Annotated in this window: 21 protein-coding genes, 3 tRNA genes and 2 pseudogenes; 14 read left to right on the forward strand and 12 right to left on the reverse strand. The window is 51.6% G+C overall.

Features of this window, described 5'->3' with window-relative positions; all coding sequences use genetic code 11:
* The first annotated feature begins 127 nt into the window (after positions 1–127).
* Positions 128–2,308, forward strand: a complete 2,181-nt coding sequence (locus tag HV334_RS14735) for a TonB-dependent siderophore receptor (RefSeq protein WP_181220548.1) — start codon at positions 128–130, stop codon at positions 2,306–2,308.
* Between the two features lie 57 nt (positions 2,309–2,365).
* On the opposite strand, the gene HV334_RS14740 is transcribed toward HV334_RS14735, so the two are convergent.
* The 8 genes from HV334_RS14740 to hinT form a co-directional block, all read right to left on the reverse strand.
* Positions 2,366–2,905 (reverse strand): glycine zipper 2TM domain-containing protein, encoded by a 540-nt coding sequence (locus HV334_RS14740; RefSeq protein WP_003030814.1) that lies wholly within the window; start codon positions 2,903–2,905, stop codon positions 2,366–2,368.
* A 167-nt stretch (positions 2,906–3,072) separates the two neighbouring features.
* A complete protein-coding gene (gene ndh / locus HV334_RS14745) occupies positions 3,073–4,377 on the reverse strand; it encodes an NADH-quinone dehydrogenase (RefSeq protein ID WP_181220549.1) in 1,305 nt (434 codons plus the stop codon).
* A 236-nt stretch (positions 4,378–4,613) separates the two neighbouring features.
* Complete coding sequence (gene ycfP, locus HV334_RS14750) at positions 4,614–5,156, reverse strand: alpha/beta hydrolase YcfP (protein ID WP_003030817.1); 543 nt, start codon at positions 5,154–5,156, stop codon at positions 4,614–4,616.
* A gap of 21 nt (positions 5,157–5,177) precedes the next feature.
* Positions 5,178–6,203 carry a beta-N-acetylhexosaminidase gene (gene nagZ / locus HV334_RS14755; RefSeq protein WP_047501964.1) on the reverse strand — a complete coding sequence of 342 codons (1,026 nt, stop codon included), beginning with the start codon at positions 6,201–6,203 and terminating at the stop codon, positions 5,178–5,180.
* Between the two features lie 10 nt (positions 6,204–6,213).
* On the reverse strand, positions 6,214–7,038 hold the full coding sequence (thiK, locus tag HV334_RS14760; RefSeq protein WP_047501963.1) for a thiamine kinase: 825 nt from the start codon (positions 7,036–7,038) through the stop codon (positions 6,214–6,216).
* The gene (lpoB, locus tag HV334_RS14765) at positions 7,019–7,660 is read right to left on the reverse strand and encodes a penicillin-binding protein activator LpoB (RefSeq protein WP_181220550.1); all 642 of its coding nucleotides are present in this window, start codon (positions 7,658–7,660) and stop codon (positions 7,019–7,021) included. The genes thiK and lpoB overlap by 20 nt, the downstream gene beginning before the upstream one ends.
* Before the next feature lie 13 nt (positions 7,661–7,673).
* Complete coding sequence (locus HV334_RS14770) at positions 7,674–8,048, reverse strand: YcfL family protein (protein ID WP_019076489.1); 375 nt, start codon at positions 8,046–8,048, stop codon at positions 7,674–7,676.
* 2 nt (positions 8,049–8,050) lie between these two features.
* The gene (gene hinT, locus HV334_RS14775) at positions 8,051–8,410 is read right to left on the reverse strand and encodes a purine nucleoside phosphoramidase (RefSeq protein WP_016156204.1); all 360 of its coding nucleotides are present in this window, start codon (positions 8,408–8,410) and stop codon (positions 8,051–8,053) included.
* A 348-nt stretch (positions 8,411–8,758) separates the two neighbouring features.
* On the opposite strand from hinT, the gene fhuE reads away from it, so the two are divergent.
* The gene (gene fhuE, locus HV334_RS14780) at positions 8,759–10,945 is read left to right on the forward strand and encodes a ferric-rhodotorulic acid/ferric-coprogen receptor FhuE (protein WP_181220551.1); all 2,187 of its coding nucleotides are present in this window, start codon (positions 8,759–8,761) and stop codon (positions 10,943–10,945) included.
* A 76-nt stretch (positions 10,946–11,021) separates the two neighbouring features.
* Here fhuE and HV334_RS14785 read toward each other — a convergent pair whose 3' ends face one another.
* Entirely contained in the window at positions 11,022–11,912 is an 891-nt protein-coding gene (locus HV334_RS14785; protein WP_181220552.1) for a LysR family transcriptional regulator, read from the reverse strand.
* Between the two features lie 145 nt (positions 11,913–12,057).
* Between HV334_RS14785 and HV334_RS14790 the strand changes: the two genes are divergently transcribed.
* The 5 genes and pseudogenes from HV334_RS14790 to HV334_RS14810 all read left to right on the forward strand — a co-directional run bounded on the left by HV334_RS14790 (position 12,058) and on the right by HV334_RS14810 (position 17,016).
* Positions 12,058–12,657 carry a cysteine hydrolase gene (locus HV334_RS14790; protein ID WP_047501958.1) on the forward strand — a complete coding sequence of 200 codons (600 nt, stop codon included), beginning with the start codon at positions 12,058–12,060 and terminating at the stop codon, positions 12,655–12,657.
* Entirely contained in the window at positions 12,654–13,691 is a 1,038-nt protein-coding gene (gene hypE / locus HV334_RS14795; RefSeq protein WP_181220553.1) for a hydrogenase expression/formation protein HypE, read from the forward strand. The genes HV334_RS14790 and hypE overlap by 4 nt, the downstream gene beginning before the upstream one ends.
* Positions 13,692–13,694: 3 nt before the next feature.
* Positions 13,695–15,233: pseudogene (locus HV334_RS14800) on the forward strand (Sua5/YciO/YrdC/YwlC family protein).
* Between the two features lie 50 nt (positions 15,234–15,283).
* Positions 15,284–15,981 (forward strand): IS1-like element IS1B family transposase gene (locus HV334_RS14805; protein ID WP_095033700.1). Its coding sequence is split into 2 segments (ribosomal slippage): positions 15,284–15,533 and positions 15,533–15,981, totalling 699 coding nucleotides; the frame shifts between segments, so codons are not numbered across the junction.
* A 54-nt stretch (positions 15,982–16,035) separates the two neighbouring features.
* On the forward strand, positions 16,036–17,016 hold the full coding sequence (locus HV334_RS14810) for an MFS transporter (protein ID WP_181220554.1): 981 nt from the start codon (positions 16,036–16,038) through the stop codon (positions 17,014–17,016).
* A gap of 98 nt (positions 17,017–17,114) precedes the next feature.
* Here the strand turns inward: HV334_RS14810 and HV334_RS14815 are convergent.
* Positions 17,115–17,190 (reverse strand) — tRNA-Asn (locus tag HV334_RS14815).
* Positions 17,191–17,350: 160 nt separating this feature from the next.
* Here HV334_RS14815 and HV334_RS14820 point away from each other — a divergent pair.
* Both HV334_RS14820 and HV334_RS14825 read left to right on the forward strand, forming a co-directional pair.
* Positions 17,351–18,838, forward strand: coding sequence for an EmmdR/YeeO family multidrug/toxin efflux MATE transporter (locus tag HV334_RS14820; RefSeq protein ID WP_345943263.1), 1,488 nt, complete (start codon positions 17,351–17,353; stop codon positions 18,836–18,838).
* 99 nt (positions 18,839–18,937) lie between these two features.
* Positions 18,938–19,013, forward strand: a tRNA-Asn gene (locus HV334_RS14825).
* A gap of 42 nt (positions 19,014–19,055) precedes the next feature.
* Here HV334_RS14825 and cbl read toward each other — a convergent pair.
* Complete coding sequence (gene cbl, locus HV334_RS14830; protein ID WP_181220556.1) at positions 19,056–20,006, reverse strand: HTH-type transcriptional regulator Cbl; 951 nt, start codon at positions 20,004–20,006, stop codon at positions 19,056–19,058.
* 101 nt (positions 20,007–20,107) lie between these two features.
* Positions 20,108–21,025 (reverse strand): nitrogen assimilation transcriptional regulator NAC, encoded by a 918-nt coding sequence (nac, locus tag HV334_RS14835; protein WP_016156200.1) that lies wholly within the window; start codon positions 21,023–21,025, stop codon positions 20,108–20,110.
* Positions 21,026–21,085: 60 nt separating this feature from the next.
* Between nac and HV334_RS14840 the strand changes: the two genes are divergently transcribed.
* The 5 genes and pseudogenes from HV334_RS14840 to HV334_RS14860 all read left to right on the forward strand — a co-directional run bounded on the left by HV334_RS14840 (position 21,086) and on the right by HV334_RS14860 (position 26,324).
* Positions 21,086–21,238: a hypothetical protein gene (locus tag HV334_RS14840; RefSeq protein ID WP_181012486.1), complete on the forward strand. Its 153-nt coding sequence runs from the start codon at positions 21,086–21,088 to the stop codon at positions 21,236–21,238.
* Between the two features lie 113 nt (positions 21,239–21,351).
* Positions 21,352–21,427, forward strand: a tRNA-Asn gene (locus tag HV334_RS14845).
* 213 nt (positions 21,428–21,640) lie between these two features.
* Positions 21,641–22,957: pseudogene (gene shiA, locus HV334_RS14850) on the forward strand (shikimate transporter).
* Between the two features lie 118 nt (positions 22,958–23,075).
* Positions 23,076–24,530 (forward strand): AMP nucleosidase, encoded by a 1,455-nt coding sequence (locus tag HV334_RS14855; protein ID WP_181220557.1) that lies wholly within the window; start codon positions 23,076–23,078, stop codon positions 24,528–24,530.
* Positions 24,531–24,545: 15 nt separating this feature from the next.
* A complete protein-coding gene (locus HV334_RS14860; RefSeq protein ID WP_181220558.1) occupies positions 24,546–26,324 on the forward strand; it encodes an aminopeptidase P family protein in 1,779 nt (592 codons plus the stop codon).
* Positions 26,325–26,366: the final 42 nt, after the last annotated feature.

Consider the following 26,366-nt stretch of genomic DNA (forward strand, 5'->3'; position numbering starts at 1 on the left):
ATGTATTGATAACAACAATTATTATCAGCAATATTCGCATTTGTTTTAACACCTGTTTCACAATGTAACCATCGGTTTCTCTACCGCCATAACAAAAACAGATCGACTCTTTTTAAAAGGAATACAAATGCATAAGCGTCTCTGGGTGCTCAATCCTCTCTTGTTGTCTTTAACTCTCCCAGCCATCGCGGCTGAGGAAGATAACCTCATCGTCAGTGCCAACCGTAGTCAACGCACCGTGGCAGAAATGGCGCAAACGACCTGGGTTATTGAAGGAAGCGAGATTGAACAGCAGGTTCAGGGGGGGAAAGAGTTCAAAGATGTTCTTGCTCAGTTAATCCCAGGAATCGATGTCAGCAGCCAGGGGCGCACAAACTACGGCATGAATATGCGCGGTCGTGCCATCGTAGTACTGATAGACGGTGTCCGTCTGAACTCCTCGCGTACTGACAGTCGTCAACTTGATTCTATTGATCCGTTTAACATCGCACACATTGAAGTCATCTCAGGTGCAACCTCACTGTATGGCGGCGGCAGTACCGGTGGGTTAATCAACATTGTCACCAAAAAAGGCCAGCCGGAGCGTGAAGTAGAACTCGAACTGGGGAGTAAAAGTGGCTTCAATAACAGTAACGATCATGATGAACGCGTTGCCGCGGCGGTGAGCGGAGGAACCGATCGCGCTTCCGGGCGCATGTCCGTCGCGTATCAACGGTTTGGCGGCTGGTATGACGGCAATCACGATGCCCTGCTGCTGGATAACACCCAAACCGGTCTGCAGCACTCCGATCGTCTGGATGTGATGGGCAACGGAACGATTGAGCTTGACGACAACCGTCAGTTACAACTGGTTACGCAGTATTATAAGAGCCAGGGGGATGACGATTACGGACTGGATCTTGGCGAGAACATGTCCGCCGTGACGGGAAACGGTAAGGCTTATACCAGCAGCGGACTGAATTCCGATCGTATTCCCGGCACCGAGCGTCATCTGATCAGCCTGCAGTATTCAGACGCGGATTTCTTCGGCCAGAACCTGGTCAGCCAAATCTATTACCGTGACGAATCGCTGAAATTCTACCCCTTCCCTACGCTGAGCAAAGGTAAGGTCACCAGTTTCTCCGCATCGCAGCAGGACACAGACCAGTTTGGTGCCAAAATCACCCTCAACAGCCAGCTGATGGACAACTGGGAGCTGACGTGGGGTGTCGATGCCGATCACGAAACCTTTGATTCCAATCAGAAATTGTTCGATCTGGCCTGGTCCCTGCCCTCCGGCGGTATGGACAACCGAACCGCTTATACCACCGGGCGTTACCCCGGTTACAGCATCACCAACTTCGCGCCTTTCCTGCAGAACAGCTATGACATTAACGACATCTTTACCCTCAGCGGCGGTGTGCGCTATCAATGGACCGAAAACAGGGTGGATGATTTCGTGGGCTATGCTCAACAACAGGGAATTGCCACCGGTCTGGCAAACTCCGCCGATACCATTCCTGGCGGTAAAACCGATTACGATAATTTCCTGTTTAACGCCGGTATTCTCGCCCACCTGACCGACCGTCAGCAGACATGGTTTAACTTCTCTCAGGGCGTGGAGCTTCCGGACCCGGGGAAATATTACGGTAACGGCACCTATTCCCTGGTTGGCGATCATTACCAGCTCCAGCGCAGCGTCAACGTGGCGGATTCACGCCTGGAGGGGATTAAAGTTAACTCCTACGAACTGGGATGGCGCTACACTGGCGACAGTCTGCGCACGCAGTTGGCCGCTTACTACTCTACTTCGGATAAATCGATCGTTATCAACCGCAGCTATATGACCATTAACGTCCAGCCCGACGATCGCCGTATTTATGGCCTTGAAGGTGCGGTGGATTATTTCATTGCGGATACGGACTGGAGTCTGGGCGGCAACTTCAACGTCATTAAATCGGAAGTGAAGCAAAACGGTAAGTGGCAGAAATGGGATGTCACCCTGGCTTCCCCGTCCAAAGCCACCGCGTGGGTCGGCTGGGCACCTGAACCGTGGACATTGCGCGTACAGAGCCAGCAAACATTTGATCTGACGGACGCCAGCGGCAATAAGCTGGACGGCTATAACACGATGGACTTTATCGGCAGCTATCAGCTCCCGTTGGGTAAACTGACCTTTAGCGTAGAAAACCTGCTGAATGAAGAATACACCACGCTGTGGGGACAACGTGCGCCACTGCTGTACAGCCCAACCTACGGTAGCCCGTCACTGTATGAATACAAAGGCCGGGGCCGCACGTTTGGTCTGAACTACGCCTTAACCTTCTGATAAAAAAAGCCCCCCAGCCTGAGCGAATGGGGGGCTAATGTTCAGGATAATGCTATTTTACGCTTTGTTATTCAGTACCAACTGTCCGTTGTTATCCAACGGAATTTGCGCGCCGGGGTCCTTATCCATACGGATTTTCCCCTGCTGATCGCCAATTTTGTACGTCACGTCGTAGCCCAGCATTTTTTCAGATTTGTCATACACCGTTTTACAACGCTGCTGCGTGGTAGTGTAAGTATCATTTTCCTGCATCGAACCCTGGATCTGGTTACCTGCATAGCCGCCGCCTAAAGCACCGGCCACGGTAGCAATATCTTTACCGCGTCCGCCGCCAAACTGATGGCCGATAACGCCACCAGCAACCGCACCCAGCACGGATCCCGCGATACGGTTTTCATCTTGTACCGGCTTACGGTGCGTGACCGTCACGTTCCGACATTCCTGGCGCGGTGTTTTTACCGACTCTTTAATCGGTGTTGCAGAGACAACTTGTGCATACTGTGGGCCACGCTCAAAAACGTTAAGACTGGCCACCGCTGCAACACCCAGCGCAGCAGCTACGCCAATCCCTATACCCGCCAACATAGATTTATTCACGGGACTTCCTCCTTTTTTGCTATTAGCAACAACTTTGCAACAGAAGGTAAGGAATGCCAATCAGATTACGGATGAAAATAGCACGAGGAGGAGCGAAGGCAGGATGATTCGGAGAACTCTGAAGGAAGGCGCCGGATAAGTACAAACATCCGACGCCATAAGCCGTATTAATGCAGTTTCAGACGCGGGCGGATCACCCGGTTAATGCTGCCAACCAGCATCATCAGACCGGTTTTAAAGTAACCGTGCAGAGCAATCTGGTGCATGCGGTACAGTGAGATGTACACAAAGCGCGCAATACGCCCTTCTACCATCATCGAACCACGGGTCAAGTTGCCCATCAGGCTACCCACGGTAGAGAAGTTAGAAAGTGAAACCAGAGAGCCGTGGTCTTTGTACTGATACGCTTTCAGCGGCTTGCCGTTCATCTGCGCCAAAATGTTGTTCATTGCGCAGCTTGCCATCTGGTGCGCAGCCTGAGCGCGCGGCGGCACAAAACCACCTTCCGGGCGAGCGCAGGAAGCGCAGTCGCCAATCGCGTACACGTCTGGATCGCGCGTGGTCCGCAGAGTCGGCTCAACCACCAGTTGGTTGATACGGTTGGTTTCCAGACCGCCAATGTCTTTCATAAAGTCTGGCGCTTTGATCCCCGCAGCCCACACCATCAGATCGGCTTCAATGTACTCGCCATCCTTGGTATGCAGTCCGCCTTCATCAGCGCTGGTTACCATCGTCTGGGTCAGTACGCGTACGCCCAGTTTGGTTAACTCATTATGCGCAGCACTGGAAATACGCGGCGGCAACGCAGGCAGAATACGCTCACCGGCTTCTACCAGCGTAACGTTCAGCGCTTCGTTGGTCAGCCCTTTGTAACCATAGCTGTGCAGCTGTTTTACCGCATTGTGCAGCTCGGCTGAGAGTTCAACCCCCGTCGCACCGCCGCCGACAATGGCGATATTTACTTTGCCATTAGCGCCCAGATTCGCGGAATACTTCAGGAACAGATTCAGCATCTCCTGGTGGAAACGACGCGCCTGATGCGGGTTATCCAGGAAAATGCAGTTTTCTTTGACGCCCGGCGTATTGAAATCGTTGGAGGTACTACCCAACGCCATCACCAGCGTGTCATACGGGACTTTGCGCTCAGGAACCAGCAGCTCGCCCTTCTCATCGCGCAGCTCGGCAAGAGTAATGGTTTTCGCTTCGCGATCGATATCCACCACCGAACCCAACTGAAACTGGAAACCGTGGTTACGGGCATGCGCCAGATAGCTCAGCGCATCCACGCCTTCGTCCAGGGAACCCGTCGCGACTTCATGCAGTAACGGTTTCCATAAATGGCTGTGGTTTCTGTCCACCAGCGTGATTTTGGCCTTTTTCTTGCGCCCCAGCTTTTTACCCAGCTGCGTCGCCATTTCCAGTCCGCCAGCACCGCCGCCGACAATCACGATTCTTTTTAATGGTGTAGTCAACGTGACCCCCTTAAATTTATTAACCAATTGTTAATTAAAAGTTATAGGCATAGCCTTTAATTAACAACAAGTTACGATAATGAAAATGTTCTTCGAGAGTGAGAATAACACGAACGGTGCATTGGTCATACCAAAATTGATGTGTATCAAGTTTTGATGCTGAAAAGATAGACAACACAAACTTTAAGAACAAAAAAACCAGCCCGAAGGCTGGTTTTTTACACGTTCATTGAGGATTAACCTAACGTCTTGAACGCTTTGATGCGCTGCAAATGCGGGGAGATATTCTTAAACTTGTGCGTCTGCTCTTCGTCCCAGACTATCTCGTAAAAATGATGCAGCTCTTCTGACGAACGCTGACTATTGAGCGCTTCATCATGACGTGACAGGATCACCAGGCAGCGATCGCGATTCTTTTCGCGGAAATTGGTCACGCATTTTGTCGCGATATCGGCATACTCTTCAGGCCTGTCGATTTTTCCCTCCATGTTCTCATACGGGAACAGGTTGGGATTAAACACTACCTGACGAATATCACACAGGAAACCAATCCGTTCAGCCCAATATCCCCCGAGCCCCACGCCACAAATCAGCGGACGGTCGTCCACATTAAGCTGCAGCATTTTGTCCACTTCTTTCAGTAGATGCTGCATGTCATGTTTAGGATGCCGCGTACTGTAGCTAATCAGCCTGACATCCGGGTCGATGAACTGCAGCTGCAACACCTTTTCGTGGTTGCCCGGGCTGTTAGAGTCAAAACCGTGTAAATAGATAATCATCGCATCCTCGCCAAACTTGCGTTAATGACCTGCTTTCTCTTCCTGCCAGCGCTCATGAAGCTGGTTGAGCTGGGCGCTTACCGTCTTCCAGCGTGCCGAGTCCATCAGTTCCTGACGTGAAAATGAACCTTTATGATACAAACGTGTAACACGTTCTGCATTGATCGGCGACAGATTATCTAACACACTGACCGCTCCCTTACGATTATTGCAGACCAGGATCATATCGCAACCCGCATCCAGCGATGCCTGACCACGCTCAGCATAGCTTCCCATAATCGCCGCCCCTTCCATCGACAAATCATCGGAGAAAATGACGCCATCGAAACCAAGCTCCTGACGCAGCACCGTTTTCAGCCAGTGTGGCGAACCGCTCGCCGGACGCGGGTCCACGTCACTGTAGATGACATGCGCAGGCATAATGGCATCGAGTTTGTTTTCCGTAATCAACGTCTGGAACACGGACATATCTTTTGCACGAATTTCGGCTTCTGAACGTGGATCGGTTGGGGTTTCTTTATGCGAATCCGCCGTCACAGCCCCATGCCCGGGGAAATGTTTACCGGTAGTTTTCATGCCAGCAGCATGCATACCGTCAATGAAGCGAGTCGCCATAGCCAGCGCTTTCCGCGGATCGGCATGGTAAGAGCGTTCGCCAATCGCCGCGCTGATATGCCCCACATCCAGCACCGGCGCAAAACTGATATCTATATCCATTGCGATCATTTCGCTGGCCATTAGCCATCCGGCGTCCTGAGCCAGATTGCCGCCTTCTTCCAGACCGTGCAGCGCAGCAAAGGATTGGGCCGCGGGCAGACGCGTAAATCCTTCGCGAAAACGCTGTACCCTGCCGCCTTCCTGATCTACCGCCACCACCAGATGATTGCGTGATGCCTCGCGAATCTGGCGCACTAATTCACGCAACTGTTCCGGGTCATGATAATTTCGGGTAAAGAGGATCAACCCACCTACCAGCGGATGCGCCAGAATCTCGCGCTCTTCAGCGTCCAGCTCATACCCTTCGACATCCAACATTACTGGGCCCACACTGCTCTCCTTATCCTTTCATTATTAGCTGCCGCCAGGTTTCATCGGCCAGCCTGATAAATTGTCGATCGCCGGTTTGTCGCCAGCGATACTCAAACCACCCCGCTTTCAGCATTATGACCCAGGGCCGCCATCGTCTGACCTGCCGCCACAGCGCGTTTTGTTCAATGTACGCTCGTTGGGCGTAGGCGCTCACCAGCCGTTGGTGCTGAGATTCGTCGTTGACCCAAACCGCCGCCAGCTCCAGAGCGATATCACCGTCTCCGGCATATTCCCAGTCAATCAGCCGCAGTCCTGATGCTGTACGTACGATGTTGTCACCGTGGACATCCATATGCAGAGGCCCCAGACGCAAAGGTCGAGGCTCACCGCTTTTCCTGAGTCGCTTCAACGCTCGCAACCAGCATGGCGTACGACGCGCCGGATCGCCACACTGCCAGTACTGTTCGAGTAGCGGCAGCAGACTGATTCGCCAGCCCAATTGGGGTTGTTGGTGCAGATGATACAATAAGCCAGCGAGTTCGTCGGCGTCCGGCAATCTGGATTCTACCTTACCGTGAAAAAAGTCGACCGCCATCCACCCACGTATATAAAAGCGGGGGCGCGGCGCAAGGCTTTCAGGCAGATGCTTTAACGCGTGATAGTGACGTAAGAAATGCGATTCCGGCGCGTCAGGGTCGTGATGACAGCGCAACACTAAGCGGTGGGTATCGTGTTCGATGATGCAGCTCCCGCCGCTCAGGCCGCTCTGGTTGGCTACGACGGGATGATACTGCGGGAAATAGCGCGACAACACCTCGTCGCGCGTTAGCCGGTTATTGTTGCTGTACGGCACCTTTACCTGACCAGATTATCTCGCCAGTTTGTACCAGCATTAATTGCATTTGCAGGGCCGGCGAATTGACGTTGCCGGAGGCGCTGGAATAAAGCACATACTGTGCGCCAACGTTACGGGCGATACCAATCGCTTTGCTGCGCGTTCCCAGACTGTCGTTCGGCGACAGACCTAACTGCTGTTTGGCGAGAGCCAACTGCTGGGCGGAAACCAGGGTAAACTTGCCGTTATTCGCCAGCGCGTTCCTCAAGGTCTCGGTGGCTTCACCGGCATTCAACGAGCCGTTGGTCCGGTTATTCACGCTATCAACCAGCAGAACGCCTCCCGCTTTGACGCCGTCAGCCTGCAGCATTTTACCGACCATCGGCTGCATAGCCCCGTTCCAGTCATAATGACGTTGACGCGGCGTCGGCTGCGCCGTTTGGTCCTCGTGCTCAATCGGACCCGGCTGCTGCGGTATGCTTGGCACCGTTGGTACAACCGGCACCGGTTGTTGCGGCTGCGCGGGCTGTTCCGGCACTGGCTTTACTTCCTCTACTGGTGCGGGCTCACGTTGCGCCACACAGCCAGAGAGAAACATCGCCAGCGCGGCAATCAGTGCGTAGCGATTCATTTTGATCATCAAGATTCACCCCTTACAAATAAAGATAAAGTCTAACCTTGTGCGCCCCCAAAAAATTGGCGCTGCCGTACAGCGTCACCGACGAATGAGCCGGGATAGTCACGCTGCGTGGCGCTTCCAGAGGATGCATTTCCAGTCCTCTGGCGTCATACCAGTAAAACCGATAATGAACGGTAACGGGTTCTTGTCTTTCGTTATAAAGTCGCGAGGATGCTGAGGCCTGAATATCAGACGTGGTTAACGTCGGCTGTTCTGCTGTAATGCCCGACGCCAGAATCGTTGATTCCATCACCAGCGACTGTTCATCACTTACCGGAATTTCAGGATGTGCCCGACAGCCAGCCAGTAGCAGCAAGCTCAGTGAAAGTGCAATGCATCCTCTGGTCATGCTTACAGACCTTTATGCGCAAGCATTGGACCAAGCGCACGTCCACCCAGCAGGTGCATATGAATGTGATACACCTCCTGACCGCCGTGACGATTGGTATTCATGATTAAACGATACCCATCCGCAGCAATGCCTTCCTGCTCGGCGATTTTCGCCGCTACGGTGATCATGCGACCCAACGCCTGCTCGTGTTCCGCCGTCACATCGTTGACGGTCGGGATCAGGACATTAGGAATGATCAGAATGTGCGTAGGTGCCTGAGGGGAAATATCACGAAACGCAGTGACCAGTTCATCCTGGTACACGATATCTGACGGAATTTCACGACGGATAATTTTGCTGAATATAGTTTCTTCTGCCACGACGTTTTCCTTTTTCATTAACAGCCCAAGCGTTATGCCATGCTACGCCGGGTCACTCTGCGAGTATAGAGTATGAGCGAGTTACTCACGCTCTTTCAACTTTAACCCTCGATTTTTTAAGCAAAAAGCCCTGCCACTGCTGTTCTTATAACCATTTCCCGTCGCTATTGCTTAAGCATAGTACTGAAACAACATTTCACTTATGCCGTAGCATCTGTTTACACATTGAATGTGAATGCGTATATTTCGCATTTGTATTCGCGTGCGAGCTTAATAATTTACAACCAAAAAGTTCATCGCAACCTCAGTGATTCGAACTTAATATTAATAATTATCAAGGACTTTTCGATGTCTTTCACAACACACAACGGGGATGACCAACGCCAACCGGGGCTTGCCCCTTCTGTACTGGCAGCCTGCATCACGTTAGCACTATTGCCTTCCACAAGCCTCGCTGCCCCTGCTGAAGAGACGGTTATCGTTGAGGGCTCTGCTCCAGCCACATCCAGCGAGGAGCAGGATTACAGCGTTAAATCAACGACTGCTGGCACCAAAATGCAGATGACGCAGCGCGATATTCCGCAATCGGTCAGCATTATCAGTCAGCAGCGCATGGAAGATCAGCAACTGCAAACGCTGGGCGATGTGATGGACAACACGTTGGGGATAAGCAAAAGTCAGGCGGATTCAGATCGCAGTAGCTATTACTCTCGCGGATTTCAGATTGATAACTATATGGTCGATGGGATTCCGACCTATTTTGAATCCCGCTGGAATCTCGGTGATGCCCTTTCCGACACGGCCCTTTTTGAGCGTATCGAAGTGGTCCGTGGCGCAAACGGGCTAATGACCGGGACGGGTAACCCCTCAGCCTCGATTAATATGATCCGTAAGCATGCCACCAGCCGCGAGTTCACCGGTAATGTTTCTGCGGAATATGGCAGTTGGAATAAACAACGATATGTGACCGATCTTCAAAGCCCGCTCACGGCAGACGGCAACGTGCGCGGGCGCATCGTGGCGGGCTACCAGAATAACGACGCCTGGCTTGATCGCTACAATAGCGAAAAAATGTTCTTCTCCGGGATTGTCGATGCCGATCTGGGCGACACCACCAGCCTGTCTGCGGGTTATGAATACCAGCGCATTGATATCAACAGTCCAACCTGGGGTGGATTGCCGCGCTGGAATACCGACGGCAGTAAAAACAGCTATGACCGCTCGCGCAGCACTGCGCCGGACTGGGCGTACAACGATAAAGACTTCAACAAAGTGTTTGTCACCATCAAGCAACGTTTTGCCGATACCTGGCAGGCGACCATGAATGCCACCCACTCCGAGGTCAAGTTTGACAGTAAAATGATGTACGTCGATGCCTATGTCAATAAAGCCGATGGTACGCTGATTGGCCCGTATGGCAGCTATGGTCCGGGCTATGACTACGTCGGAGGTACCGGCTGGAACAGCGGCAAGCGTAAGGTAGATGCCGTCGATCTGTTCGCCGACGGCGGTTACGACCTGTTTGGTCGTCAGCATAATCTGATGCTGGGCGGCAGCTACAGCAAACAGAATAACCGTTACGAAAGCGCGTGGGCGAACGTATTCCCCAACGAAATCGGCAGTTTCTATACCTTCGATGATAACTTCCCGGAAACCAACTGGAACCCGCAGTCATTGGCCCAGGACGATACCACGCACATGAAATCGCTCTACGCCGCAACACGTATTTCGCTGGCCGACCCACTGCATTTGATTGTCGGCGCGCGTTATACCAACTGGCGTATCGACACCCTCGCCTACAGCATGGAACAAAACCATACCACGCCGTATGCGGGCCTGGTGTATGACATTGACGATAACTGGTCTACGTACGCCAGCTATACCTCAATCTTTCAGCCGCAGAACAAGCGCGACAGTTCCGGTAAATATCTCTCCCCAATTACCGGCAATAACTATGAACTTGGCCTGAAGTCCGACTGGATGAACAGCCGTTTAACCACCACCCTCGCGGTCTTCCGCATTGAACAGGATAACGTGGGCCAATCAACCGGCGTACCAATTGCCGGTAGCAATGGCGACACGGCCTATAGAGCGATGGATGGAACGGTCAGCAAAGGGGTCGAATTCGAAGTTAACGGTGCGATCACCGATAACTGGCAGATGACGTTCGGCGCGACACGCTATGTTGCTGAAGACAACGAAGGCAATGCGGTAAACCCGAACCTACCGCGTACCACAGTAAAACTGTTTACCCGTTATCGCCTGCCTGCCATGCCGGAACTGACCGTGGGCGGTGGGGTTAACTGGCAGAATCGTGTTTATAGCGATACGGTCACGCCGTATGGCACATTCCGCGCGGAACAGGGAAGCTACGCCCAGGTCGATTTATTCACCCGCTATCAGGTGACGAAAAACTTCTCTGTGCAGGGTAACCTCAATAACCTGTTCGATAAAACCTACGACACCAATGTCGACGGTTCTATCGTCTATGGCGAGCCGCGCAACGTCAGCGTCACCGCCAGCTATCAGTTCTGATTCGAAACACATCACGCTCCACCTGCTCGTCAGGTGGAGTGATATTGATACATTGCGGCGAAAACTCCCCCCTTTTTTACACCACAATAGAGGTATCTCCTGCTACGACCAAGCGCAAAAAATCATCCCGACGATGATTTTTTATTTTTGGGTTCCACACCACACCTATATCCCAGCGTATTTGCTTTTCCATAGGCATTAATAAATTAACATTGGCGGGCAAAAAAGTACGAACGCTTGCGGGTAAAAAGGCAACGCCGTTACCACCAGCAATTAATGCCAGTAACGACGTCATATCATCCGTAGCGGACACCGTAACAGCCTTCAACTGGTTACTTTGGAGAAAATATGCAGTTTGTTCAGCAAGGCAAGGGCTGGTAGACGGATCGAGTTGGAGTAAGGGATATGCCGATAGTGCACTCTGAATATTCATATTGTGTATATCGCTATTCGCCGGCATAGCAAGCGCCAGCGTTTCCTCATAAAGAATATATGAAACCAGACCTTTACTTACAGGTGCCCGCACAAAACCAATATGCAACCGCCCCTCCAACAGCATTTTCATTTGAACACTAGAAGGAAGATGATTAATAACAACCTCACACTCAGGAACTTGCTGATGAAATTGTCTTATCCACTTTGGAACTTGCTGAAATGACGAAATCCCAAAGCCCATAAATAACTTTTCACGATTTTTCGAATTTACCTCTCTCGCATAGTTCAGAAATTCAATATGGGATTGTAAAAGCTCATTTGCTATAGAAAAAAGCTGCTGCCCCAATACAGTTAAACTTGCGCCATGACGTCCGCGCAAAAAAAGAACGCCACCTGTCAAATGTTCCAGCGTCTGTATCTGCTTTGATAGTGCTGGTTGCGTCAAGAAGAGTTCTTTTGCAGCATTGCTGTAACTTCCTTTCATCGCCAAGGTAACAAAAGCTCGAAGCAGTTTTATATCTATTCCTTTCATTTATTGAACCCTGAAAAAAATGGAATTATACAAATACCTATAACAGGCCCATGATAGCAAGGGATGGCAATAAAGAAAAATAACTGACCAGTAGAAAACTGTAAAAAAACCATCAATTAATATTTAATTATAAAGGAATATAAATATGCCAAATGTAGCCGTGCTAACAAATGATTTGCAATATGAGTTTACGTATAAAATCACCCGATCGGCTCAGGAATTAGAACAAAAACTAACAGCATTTAATCAATTTCTTGATGGTGTCAGAAACCAAAACCAGGCCGTCATCCATTTGCAGTTAATAAACGATCCCGACGACCCCGCAGTACAGCGCCGCTATAAAAATCGCGCTGCGGGTATTCCAGCTTTGGCCGGGCGGCCAGAAAACCAAATAATCGACAGTATTTACCACCCTTCTGACCTCATCGTAGTAAAAGGGAGAGACAGTGGTTTCTTTAACAATAACCTCGATGAAACGCTGCAAAATCTGGGCATCAAAACGGTTATCGTGACCGGTTTGCAAACGCACGTCTGCGTTCAAACCACCGCTGCAGATGCTTTTTTCCGCGGATACAATGTGTGGGTGCCAGAGGACTGCGTTTTTGCCCCTTCCACAGATGACACCACTCGTGCCTTAGAGTGGCTTGCCAACTATTGCGCAACCGTTGCCCCTTCAACTGAGATTTTATCGCTGTTGGCAAAACATAGCGATCTTCCTGAGCGCAATGAAGGGAAATCCGCATGAAAAATCCATTAATACAGGAACTGGAACCGACAGATACCGTTGTTCTGGACCATGGGACAGGCGCTCGCCTTAGTCGAGAACTTGTCGAACTAATTGCGGAAATTCTCGGCGATACCTATCTGGGTACCATGGAAGACAGCGCCTTACTCGACCTACCGTCGCGACAAATTGCATTTACTACCGACTCTTTCGTTGTTACACCACTGATCTTTGGTAATGGGGATATCGGTAAAATTGCGGTATGCGGTACCGTCAACGATCTTGCTGTGAGTGGTGCACGTCCGCTGTATCTGACGCTGAGTCTTATTATTGAGGACGGCATGCCCATATCCGAACTCGTCACTGTTATTGAATCGGTCCGCGATACTGCTATTGCGGCAGACGTCAAAATCGTTGCCGGGGACACCAAAGTTGTTGGGAAGGGAGAAGCCGATCGTCTGTTCATTAACACGGCTGGCTTGGGCGTTCTTGAACAGTCCCCTGTTTCAATTAAAAACGTTCGTCCTGGGCAAAAAATAATACTGAGTGGCTATATTGGAAATCACTATATCCACCTGCTATCCCTGCGAGAAGGACTAGGATTTGAACGAAATATCCTCAGCGACTGCGCCCCACTCAACATGATGATTCGCCAACTTCTCGATACCGTTCCTGCCGGAAAAATTACCTCAATGAGGGATGTAACTCGCGGTGGCCTCTCTGCAGTGCTTCATGAATATGCGCGTGCAGCAAAACATGAAATGCGTTGCGAGCGACAATCTTTGCCGAGCCAGCCTGAAACAGCGATGGCGGCAAATATGCTGGGCGTCGATGTCATCAATCTTGCTAACGAGGGATGCCTTTGCTTGTTTGTAGAATCGGATAGTGCAGAAGAAGTGCTCAAACTCTTACAAGCGCACCCGCTTGGCCAAAAGGCCGCGATTATTGGCGAGGTATTAACAATCCCTCAAGCCAAAGTCAGCATGCTTGAACAGGATGGAACCGTATCGACTATAGAGGAGCTCTACGGTGCAGAATTGCCACGACTCTGCTAAGCAATGCGACGCAGTGGAAACCCGGCGTTACCGCATTTGCGGTATCGTCCAGGGGGTAGGATTTCGTCCTTTAGTCCATCGACTGGCTCGCACCTTCGAAGCCACAGGCTGGGTACTTAATGATTCCGAAGGCGTATTGCTGGAGCTACAGGCCACGTCCAGACATATCGCGCAACTCATTGATGAGCTAGTATCTAAACCGCCACCAATGGCCCGCATCAATAGTATTGTGGAAGTACCACGAGAAAATTCGGTTCAACAATACGCAGAATTTAGTATCCGTAAAAGCCGTCAGTTGGCGCGGATGGATACTATTATCCCACCAGATTCAAACGTCTGTAAGGATTGCCTTAATGAAATGTCTGACCCGCTAAACCCGAGGTATCGGTACGCTTTTATTAATTGCACCAACTGCGGGCCACGATACTCAATTATCCAGGCAATGCCTTATGATCGTTCACAAACAACAATGCAAGCCTTTGCAATGTGTCCTGCCTGTCAGCGTGAGTATGATGACATCAATAATCGCCGTTATCACGCGCAGCCCAATGCTTGTCCAGAATGCGGACCAAAACTGGACCTAAGGTCTTGCAACGGCGAAACGATAATCACAAACGATATCGTCAAATTTGCCCTAGCAAGGCTACAAGAGGGCGCGATTATTGCGATGAAAAGCCTTGGTGGTTTTCATCTGGTTGTTGATGCGAATAATGAAAATGCCGTTTCGCAACTGCGAAAGCGCAAGCACAGAGATGCCAAAGCTTTTGCTATTATGGTAAGGGATTCAAATCAGGCAGCTCGCATAGCCCGTGTCAGCGCGCATGAAAAAAAATTCTGGAAAGTGTTGAGCGCCCAATCGTATTACTGCGTAAACGTAAAAATACACTGCCGGAAATTATCGCACCGCATAACCCCAATATTGGTGTCATGCTCCCATCAACACCACTTCAGTATTTAATGCTAGAAGATACCACAATGCCAGCCCTGGTGATGACCAGTGGTAATCTCTCAGGCCATCCAATCGTATTTGATAATACGAGTGCTATTGTGCAGTTGGGCGAAATCGCAGACTTTTTTATTCTTAACGATCGTGACATTCATACTCGTGTCGATGATTCCGTTGTCCGTGTCATGACCCATGGTAATAACCTTTCATTCCTTCGGCGCTCACGAGGTTATGCCCCCTATCCTGTACACCTTACTTCCCGGGTTGATCCGATCATCGCTCTTGGCGCAGAACTAAAAACAACCGTGAGTATAGCGAAGGGTAATGAGGTGTTTATGAGCCAGCACATTGGCGATCTCAAAAATGATCTTACGTTTACATCACACCTTACGTGCGTTAATCATCTGCAAAAGCTTCTTAATATTGAGCCGAAGGTTGTGGCTTGCGATCTCCATCCAGCGTTTCGCTCGACGCGTCGTGCACTGGAACAATCGCAACTGCGGGTTATTCAGGTGCAGCATCATCATGCACACATGGCATCGTGCATGGCTGAAAACGGACTCAGTGGAAAAACTATTGGCGTTGTGTTCGGGTGATGCTGCCAACTTACTGATTTAGTGTATGATGGTGTTTTTGAGGTGCTCCAGTGGCTTCTGTTTCTATCAGCTGTCCCTCCTGTTCAGCTACTGACGGGGTGGTGCGTAACGGCAAAAGCACTGCCGGACATCAGCGCTATCTCTGCTCTCACTGCCGTAAAACATGGCAACTGCAGTTCACTTACACCGCTTCTCAACCCGGTACGCACCAGAAAATCATTGATATGGCCATGAATGGCGTTGGATGCCGGGCAACCGCCCGCATTATGGGCGTTGGCCTCAACACGATTTTCCGCCATTTAAAAAACTCAGGCCGCAGTCGGTAACCTCGCGCATACAGCCGGGCAGTGACGTCATCGTCTGCGCGGAAATGGACGAACAGTGGGGATACGTCGGGGCTAAATCGCGCCAGCGCTGGCTGTTTTACGCGTATGACAGGCTCCGGAAGACGGTTGTTGCGCACGTATTCGGTGAACGCACTATGGCGACGCTGGGGCGTCTTATGAGCCTGCTGTCACCCTTTGACGTGGTGATATGGATGACGGATGGCTGGCCGCTGTATGAATCCCGCCTGAAGGGAAAGCTGCACGTAATCAGCAAGCGATATACGCAGCGAATTGAGCGGCATAACCTGAATCTGAGGCAGCACCTGGCACGGCTGGGACGGAAGTCGCTGTCGTTCTCAAAATCGGTGGAGCTGCATGACAAAGTCATCGGGCATTATCTGAACATAAAACACTATCAATAAGTTGGAGTCATTACCGGCCATTTGATACTTATTTTCGGTCTGGGTGCATTATTTATGATGCCGCTGTCCGGCATGGCGATGGAAAAATATGGCTCACAACGCATCGTGCGTTTTTTTTCCATCGCAGCCTCGCCTGCTCTTATTCCTGTGGGACTCGCACCTGATATCTACCTGTTAACACCGATACTCTTTTTTCTTGGTGCCATGATCGGGGCAATGAACGTTGCGATGAATTCGAATGCAGTTGCCGTCGAGAAAGCCTTATCACGCACAGTGTTATCTTCATGTTACTGTTTTTGGAGCATAGGGCTTCTCACTTCAGGCCTGATTGGGGGGTATCTGGTTAAGCAGTTCGGTTTTCTCACGCACCTTTTTTTGATTGGCACGTTTTCCTTAGCGATAACATTGTCGGTATGTCCACATGTCATCAAAGATAAATCGATAAGAATTAAACGTTCAATTAAAGAAAAACAGCCTCATCATTCGAGCACCATCTACGTTATCGGTGTTATTGCCCTGCTGGCCATGATCCCGGAATGTGCGGTCGTTGACTGGTCGTCACGTTATTTACTGAAAAACCTTAATGCAACTACGGAAACGGCAAGTCTTGCTTTTGCCTGCTTCGCGGGAACCATGGCGATTTTTCGCTTTATGGGGGATTTCATTCGCAATCGTTTCGATGCCATTCTTGTAATGCGCACATCCAGTCTGGTGGCTGGAATCGGACTGCTGGCAGCGGCAGCGGCAAATACCCCTTGGCAGGCTACCGTTGGTTTCGCTATTGCTGGTATCGGTATCGCCAATCTGGTACCGATTGCTTTTTCCGCGGCCGGAAACCAGCCTGATATCTCAACCAATGCAGGAATGGGTATCGTTACCACCATTGGTTATCTGGGCACGTTGCTGGCACCTGCTCCTGTTGGTCTGGTCGCTGAACTGACGGGATTTCCTGTCGTATATATAGGGATGGCCGCCATGATGGGCGTGATTATGCTGCTTGCCCCTCTCGTTCGGGTAAAACCCTGCGAAACTTGAGGCAAGCTGGATGGGAAAGCCATTGGCAAGCCTGATGTCGCCTAACGCATTGAAAACAAAAAGCCCGCTTAAGTTTCCTTAAGCGGGCTTCTTAAATATGGCTCCTCTGACTGGACTCGAACCAGTGACATACGGATTAACAGTCCGCCGTTCTACCGACTGAACTACAGAGGAATCGTTGTGGAGGCTTATCTTAGCGGCGAAAAAATTTTTGTCAAACCCCATTTCCCCGAATAAGTTTCAATTGATGCTTCTCTCGACAGTTTGTTGCATTTCCAGACATTTTAAATGGAAAAAACTTTGCAGCTTTTTGGATTCTCCCTCATCATTTGAAATGAGGTTTCAACTTTCTTCTTTAAGGTCCACTTTGAACGTCTCCGCTGCCTTACGCCAGGTCGCTTCCCGCACGCCCTGGTATGCCAAACGCAAGAGTTATAAGGTTCTCTTTTGGCGCGAAATCACTCCGCTTGCTGTCCCCATTTTTCTGGAAAACACCTGTGTGCTGTTGATGGGCGTACTGAGTACCTTCCTTGTTAGCTGGTTGGGAAAAGAAGCAATGGCTGGCGTTGGTCTCGCCGACAGTTTCAACATGGTCATCATGGCGTTTTTTGCCGCGATCGATCTGGGAACCACGGTGGTGGTAGCATTTAGCCTGGGAAAACGAGATCGTCGACGGGCAAGGTCAGCAGCCAGACAATCGCTGGTGATCATGACGTTTTTTGCTACCGTGCTGGCAGCGGTCATTCACTATTTTGGTGAACAGATTATTGACGTTGTCGCCGGTGAAGCAACCCCCGACGTTAAGGCTTTGGCACTCACCTATCTGGAGCTAACGGTGCTCAGCTACCCGGCGGCAGCTATTGCTTTGATCGGTAGCGGCGCACTCCGCGGAGCCGGAAATACAAAAATTCCGCTGTTGATTAATGGCGGTATGAATATCCTAAATATCATTATCAGTAGCATCCTGATCTACGGGGTCTTTTCCTGGCAAGGGCTGGGATTTGTGGGGGCAGGACTCGGGCTGACCATTTCACGCTACATCGGTGCGTTCGCCATTATCTGGGTGCTGATGATTGGTTTTAATCCGGCGCTGCGTATTCCCTTCAAAAGCTATTTTAAGCCGCTCAATCTCGCCATTATCTGGGAAGTTATGGGGATCGGTATTCCGGCAAGTATTGAGTCAGTGCTATTTAATGGCGGTAAACTGTTAACGCAAATGTTTGTCTCCGGCATGGGAACCAGCGTAATTGCCGGAAACTTCATTGCATTTTCCATCGCCGCGCTCATCAACCTGCCGGGGAATGCTTTAGGCTCCGCGTCGACAATCATTACCGGCAGGCGTCTGGGAAATGGTCAGATTGCCCAAGCGGAAATCCAGTTACGCCATATATTCTGGCTCTCAACAATCGGCTTAACCGCCATCGCCTGGCTAACCGCCCCCTTTGCCGGCGTTATGGCCTCATTTTATACCCACGATCAGGATGTAAAAGAGGTCATAGTCATCCTAATTTGGCTCAACGCAGCGTTTATGCCGATATGGGCAGCATCCTGGGTGCTACCATCAGGGTTTAAGGGCGCGCGTGATGTGCGTTTTGCGATGTGGGTATCGATGTTGGGCATGTGGGGCTGTCGCGTTGTGGCGGGTTACACGTTGGGAATCGTATTAGGATGGGGTGTAGTCGGCGTTTGGTTAGGGATGTTCTTCGACTGGGCCGTGCGCGCCGCGTTATTTTACTGGCGTATGGTCACAGGCCGCTGGTTATGGAAATACCCTCGTCCCGAGCGTGAAAAGTGCATAAAACAACCGGTTGCGTCTGAATAAGCGACGAAATGGGGAATATTTCAGCAAACGATCGCATTTAGCTATTCAAGCTTTGACAACGCTGAGTGGCATCGCTAATATTCGCCTCGTTCACACGATTCCTCTGTAGTTCAGTCGGTAGAACGGCGGACTGTTAATCCGTATGTCACTGGTTCGAGTCCAGTCAGAGGAGCCATATTTAAGAAGCCTGCTTAGGAAACTAAGAAGGCTTTTTGCATTATATCTGATAATCAATCACGGCTTCATCTGGCTCCATCGTCTGGCGCTTGATTTCATCGACGGATAACCCTGCGTTGCATAGCTCAATGAATCGCCAAACGTAGTTGCGCTGCAGTTGCCCGCGTTTCAGGCCCAACCAAACGGTATTTGCATCAAATAAGTGCCGGGTATCCAGACGGGTTAAGCTCCCCTCCTCCTGCTCTCCACTGGATTGTTCTGCCACCAGCCCGATTCCCAGCCCCAGCGACACATAGGTTTTAATCACATCCGAGTCCTGGGCGCTGAGGATAATATCCGGCACTAACCCTTTACGGGCAAATGCCTCATCGATACGGGAACGCCCCGTAATCCCCTGACGATACGTAATTAATGGCCAGTGGGCGATAGATTCCAGTGTGAGAGGAGACGTTTTCACCAAGGGATGGTCGTGAGGAACAAGCAGGCTGTGGTGCCAACGGAACCAGGGAAAAGCTACCAACAGCGGATCGCTGCTAAGTCGTTCGCTGGCAATCCCGATGTCTGCCCCACCGTTTTGCAACAGTACGTCAATCTCCTGCGGTGTACCCTGGATCAGTTCCAGACGTACCTCAGGAAAGAGCTCACGAAAGGCTTTAATCACCGCGGGCAGGCTATAGCGTGCCTGTGTATGCGTGGTGGCAATCGTCAGTACACCGGACGTGTCATTGGTAAACAGATCCGCCAGTCTGCGAACGTTGCTGGCCTCATTCAGAATACGCTCGGCAATAACCAGCAAGGCTTTGCCCGGTTCGGTCATGCCCAGCAGGCGTTTACCGCGACGGATAAAAATCTCAATGCCAAGTTCATCTTCAAGTTCACGAATATGTCGGCTGACTCCCGACTGCGAGGTGTACAGTATATTCGCGACTTCCGTCAGGTTGTAATCCTGACGGGCCGCCTCGCGGATTATTTTAAGTTGCTGGAAATTCACTTTTCGCTCCGGGCACATCAGACATTACGCTATTGTTAAAGTCTGATGCCCGGCATAACAAATAATAAAAACCCGCATCTTATTCCTGAAGGGAATAAGGTTTAGCTGACCAGCTGTAGTTCGCGGTTTTCCAGTGCCGGACGGCTTACCAGCGACAACAGGATCTCCTTCACGGCCTGTGCCTGCGGCGATAAGCTCCCTCTGGCTGAGACGTTCAGCGATAATGGCAGATTCATCGACGGGGTTGTTATCCGCGCCATCCAGCCGTTCGCGGCATTACATAATGAACGTGCCGCCGACTCAGGCAACACTGTGACGCCCATCCCACTGGCGATGGCAGCCGTTAAGGTGGCGATAGATTCAATTTCGCCAATCACTTTGGCCGTCAGGCGACGAAGCGAAAAAGCTTCATCTACACGCAGGCGAACTGCGCTGTAATCCCGTGGCAAAAACAGATTCATCTGCGCCACCGCGGCTAAATCGACGCTTTGCCCCGGGCAATCACGCGTCCCGACCAGGTACAGATCCTCTTTAAGCAACGGTTGACTGCTGATACCCGCCACGGGTGAGCGCTCGTAGAGCACCGCCATGTCTAAATGCCCGCTGAGCAGCTTGTCATTCAGCACCGCCCCACTGTTTTCATGCAAATAGACCAGCACATCGGGCAGCTCTGCTCGTACTGTCTGTAATAACGGCATAGTGATGGCTGACGCCGCCGTCCCCGGCGCCAGGCCAATAGAGACCTGTCCCCCCAGGGTCTGACCTACGTTATTGACCGCAAGTTGCGCCTGCTCGCACTGGCGTAAAATCGTCCGCGCATGGGCATACAACACTTTCCCCGCTTCCGTCGGTGTGACGCCGCGTTTGGTGCGAATCAGCAGTTGCTGATCCAGTTCGCCTTCCAGCGTAGCAACCTGCTGGCTCAGCGCGGGTTGCGCGATATGCAACACTTCCGCTGCCTGGGTCAGGCTACCAATATCGACGATTTTCACGAAATATTTCAGTCGTCTGAAGTTCATTTTGCCTCCTGTCGGAATACCAGAACCCGTGCTGGCAGTCATTAAATTCAGGATTGCAAGATGCTTGCCAGTTTAGTCAGCAGCCGTGTTTTACGGTTAAAACCGCGTAAAGTCAGGATCAAAGGTAAAGAATGGACTTTTTGCACACCTGAATCTCTCATTCTGGCTGCCCTGGAAGAGGTAGGCGCGCACCAGAATGGGGCAAAAGCATAAAAAGACGGAAAGATCACCGCTTTGCTGATTTTGTCAGCAAACGAACGCACAAATGTATTTCCCCCTTTGACAAGCCTCATCGCCCTCGCTAATATGCGCCTCGTTCAAACGATTCCTCTGTAGTTCAGTCGGTAGAACGGCGGACTGTTAATCCGTATGTCACTGGTTCGAGTCCAGTCAGAGGAGCCAAATTTAAGAAGCCTGCTTAGGAAACTAAGCAGGCTTTTTGCTTTTCTGTTTTTCATTCATCTTATTTTTCATGTAGCCCTCTGGTGAGGGAGATAATCGTTTTCTCTTCCCGTCTGTCGCGGTAATCTCATAACGGTCGTTAATATATCGACTGCAATGTGTGTAGCCCAATTCAAATACTAATAACTAAAAGACAGTACAGACAGGATAACTATGGATTCCACTCTCACCTCCGCGGGTCCCCAAGAGGACGTCTCTTCGCTTCATCGTGCCCGACGCGCTGCGCTTGGTAGCTTCGCTGGCGCCGTGGTCGACTGGTATGATTTTCTGCTTTATGGCATCACCGCCGCACTGGTCTTTAATCGCGAGTTCTTCCCGCAGGTTAGCCCGGCAATGGGAACACTTGCCGCATTTGCCACCTTTGGCGTCGGATTTTTGTTCCGTCCGTTAGGCGGGGTTATCTTCGGCCACTTTGGCGATCGCCTTGGCCGTAAACGCATGCTGATGCTCACCGTCTGGATGATGGGGATTGCCACTGCGCTGATAGGGATTATTCCTTCTTTTGACACTATTGGCTGGTGGGCCCCTGTGCTGCTGGTGACGCTACGCGCCATTCAGGGATTCGCCGTTGGTGGCGAATGGGGCGGCGCGGCGTTGCTCTCGGTCGAAAGCGCGCCGAAAAATAAAAAAGCCTTCTACAGCAGTGGCGTTCAGGTCGGTTACGGCGTCGGACTGCTGCTTTCTACCGGTCTGGTCTCACTGATTAGCTCGCAAACTACCGATGAGCAGTTCCTGAGCTGGGGCTGGCGTATTCCGTTCCTGTTCAGCATCGTACTGGTTTTGGGCGCGTTGTGGATGCGCAACAGAATGGATGAATCAGCCGAATTCGAACAGCAGCAACAGGCAGCGCAACCAGAGAAAAAGCGGTTACCGGTGGTCGAGGCGTTAATCCGCCATCCGGGCGCATTCTTAAAAATTATCGGCTTGCGCTTATGTGAACTGCTGACGATGTATATCGTCACCGCGTTTGCCCTTAATTACTCTACGTAGAACCTGGGCCTACCCCGCGAGCTGTTTCTGAATATCGGTTTGTTAGTGGGAGGACTGAGCTGTCTGACCATCCCCTGCTTTGCCTGGCTTGCCGACCGCTTTGGTCGACGGCGCGTGTACATTACCGGTGCACTGGTCGGTACGCTGAGCGCCTTCCCGTTCTTTATGGCGCTGGAAGCACAGTCTATTTTCTGGATCGTGTTCTTCGCGATTATGTTGGCCAATATTGCGCACGATATGGTGGTCTGCGTACAGCAGCCTATGTTTACCGGTTTGTTTGGCGCAAGTTATCGCTACAGCGGCGCAGGCGTTGGCTATCAGGTGGCAAGTGTGGTTGGCGGTGGTTTTACCCCCTTCATTGCTGCGGCACTGGTGACATTCTCTGGAAGAGACTGGCACAGCGTGGCCATTTATCTGATGGCCGGGTGTCTTATTTCCGCCGCCACTGCATTGCTGATGCGGGATAAGCAGCACAGTTAAGCCCTGATGCGAAGGTCATTCGGCCTTCGCACAATCTTCCTCTACGTCTGACTTTTGTTTCATATTCCTGTGACATACTATCGGGAGAGCAGTACATCTGTGGAACAAGGAGACAGACATGAACAATAAGGGCTCCAGCCTGACCCCAACTCAGGCACTGGATAAACTGGACGCGCTGTACAAGCAGTCGGTTAAAGCACTGCGTAGCGCCATTGGTAAGTACATTGAAACAGGGACGCTCCCTGACATAATCGCCCGCCATAATGGTCTTTTTGTTTACCCATCGCTTTGTGTCACCTGGGATGGCAGCGCCACCAATCCCCCGAAAACCCGCGCTTATGGCCGTTTTACCCATGCGGGCAGCTATACCACTACGATCACCCGTCCGTCGCTTTTTCGTCCCTATCTTGAAGAACAACTCACGCTGCTGTATCAGGATTATCATGCGCATATCTCCGTCGAACCGTCGCAGCATGAAATCCCTTATCCCTACGTAATTGACGGTTCTGAACTGACGCTCGACCGCTCGATGAGCGCCGGATTAACGCGCCATTTCCCCACTACCGAGTTGTCACAAATTGGAGATGAAACAGCCGATGGTACCTATCATCCGGCGGAATTCTCCCCGCTGTCGCACTTCGACGCCCGACGAGTTGATTTTTCGCTCGCACGACTGCGTCACTACACGGGAACGCCGGTTGAACATTTCCAGCCATTTGTGCTGTTCACCAACTACACCCGCTATGTCGATGAGTTCGTGCGCTGGGGCTGCAGCCAGATCCTCGATCCGAACAGCCCCTATATCGCGCTGTCATGCGCGGGCGGGATCTGGATCACCGCTGAAACGGAAGCTCCGGAAGAGGCCATCTCCGATCTCGCCTGGAAGAAACATCAGATGCCCGCCTGGCATTTAATCACCGCCGACGGTCAGGGGATCACGCTGGTCAATATCGGCGTTGGCCCGTCTAACGCTAAAACCATTTGTGATCATCTGGCCGTACTGCGCCCTGACGTCTGGCTGATGATTGGACACTGTGGCGGCCTGCGCGAAAGCCAGGCGATTGGCGACTATGTTCTGGCCCACGCTTATCTGCGTGACGACCATGTGCTGGATGCCGTACTACCGCCGGATATTCCGATTCCGAGCATTGCGGAAGTACAACGCGCACTGTATGACGCCACCAAAGAAGTCAGCGGCATGCCCGGCGAGGAGGTGAAACAGCGCCTGCGTACCGGTACCGTCGTCACCACCGACGATCGCAACTGGGAGTTACGCTATTCCGCTTCTGCGCTGCGTTTTAACCTCAGTCGCGCGGTGGCTATTGATATGGAAAGCGCCACCATCGCCGCCCAGGGCTACCGCTTCCGCGTCCCTTACGGCACGCTGCTGTGCGTTTCCGATAAACCGCTGCACGGCGAGATCAAACTGCCTGGTCAGGCCAACCGTTTTTATGAAGGTGCCATTTCCGAGCACCTGCAAATAGGTATCCGGGCAATCGATCGTCTGCGTGCTGAAGGCGATCGACTGCACTCCCGTAAATTACGTACGTTCAACGAACCGCCGTTCCGTTAAGGCCTGAAGGTAACTATGCACAACTCAACTCCTCTTTCCGCTCTGCGCAACCTGCTGTTAGCGCAAGGGCTGGATGGCATGATTGTTCCGCGCGCCGACGCTCACCAAAGCGAAGATTGTACACCGCATGACAATAAGCTGGCCTGGCTGACCGGTTTTAGCGGCTCCGCTGGTCTCGCGTTGGTCCTGCGCGACCGCGCATTAATGTTTGTCGATGGACGCTATCAGGTCCAGGTGCGCAATGAAGTCTCGCTGGATGATTTTGAAATTCACCATTTACATGACGAACCGCTGGCCAACTATTTGCAGTCTCACGTTGCTGCGGGCGCGCGTATCGGTTTTGAACCGTTGCTGATGGTCAACAGCCAGTTTGAAGCACTGTCGGCGACCCATTGCGAGCTGGTGCCTCTTGAGCAAGACCCTTTCGACCAGGTATGGCTTGACCGCCCGGCAGCACCCTGCGGCATCATTCATGAAATGCCCATTGAAATCAGCGGGGAAAGCAGCACACAAAAACGTGCCCGCGTCGTGGCTCTGCTCACGCAACAACAGGCCGACGTTCTGGCGATCACGCTGCCGGATAACATTGCCTGGCTGCTGAATGTGCGCGGTTCCGATCTGCCAATGGTGCCAGTGCCGTTTTCGTTCGCCCTGCTCCATCGCAGCGGCGAGCTGGAATGGTTTGTGGATAGCAACAAAACCCAGCAGCTCCCTGCTGCACTGCTGAATACGCTCACGCAGGCCCCACAAGAGAGTTTTCTTGCCCGCTGCCAGCAGTTAGCCAAAGGGAAACGCTTTTTGGTCGATAAAGACTACGCCCCGGTCGCGCTGCGTTTTGCCATTGTAGAACACGGTGGCGAAGTCTTATGGGCACCCGATCCCATCACCTTGATGAAAGCGCACAAGAATGACGTTGAACTGGCGGGCTATCGGGAATGCCATGAACAAGATGGCGCGGCCTGGGTTAACTTTCTGGCATGGCTTACGCATGAAGTTCCCTTGCGCGAAGCGGCAGGCAATCCGGTCACTGAGCTGGAAGCGCAGGCCAGGCAACTGGAATTTCGCCAGCAGCAGCCGGGATTTATCGAGCAAAGCTTCAACACGATTTCGGCCTCAGCCAGCAATGCCGCAATGTGCCATTACCATTCCAGCGAAAAAACCAATACGCCCATTACCTCTCAGGCCATGTATTTGAATGATTCCGGCGGCCAGTACCATAATGGTACGACGGATACAACCCGCACCCTCGCGTTTGGTCCACAGGATCCGCAGCGTCGTCTGCATTACACCGCTGTGTTGAAAGGCTTTTTGTCGCTTATCTCGCTGCAATTTCCCAGCGGCACTCAGGGTCATCAACTGGATGCCTTTAGCCGTCGGGCGCTGTGGGATCTGGGTCTGGATTTTGATCACGGTACGGGACACGGCGTAGGCCATCAGCTACTGATCCATGAGCAGCCCCATCGCATTGCCAAAAAAGTAAACCCCTGGCCTCTGGTTGCGGGCAATATCATTACCATCGAGCCGGGTTATTATCTGGCCGGAGAATATGGGATCCGTATTGAGAATCAGGTGGAGATTATCAACAGTCGTCCTGGCTTCTGTCGCTTCTCAACGCTGACGCTGGTGCCGATTGATTTAAGTCTGGTTGAACTGCATCTGCTAAGTGAGGCTGAAAAGCAGTGGATTGATGATTATCACCAGCAGGTCAGAGAGACGTTATCCCCACGCGTGAACGCAGAGGCTCGTCCGTGGTTGTTCGCCGCCACTGCGCCGATTCGCGTTCAGGCCAATTAATGCATTAAAAAAGGCAGCCCGCAGGCTGCCTTAATTCTCCCC

It is taken from the genome of Citrobacter sp. RHBSTW-00944 (assembly GCF_013615435.1).
GTDB lineage: Bacteria > Pseudomonadota > Gammaproteobacteria > Enterobacterales > Enterobacteriaceae > Citrobacter > Citrobacter braakii.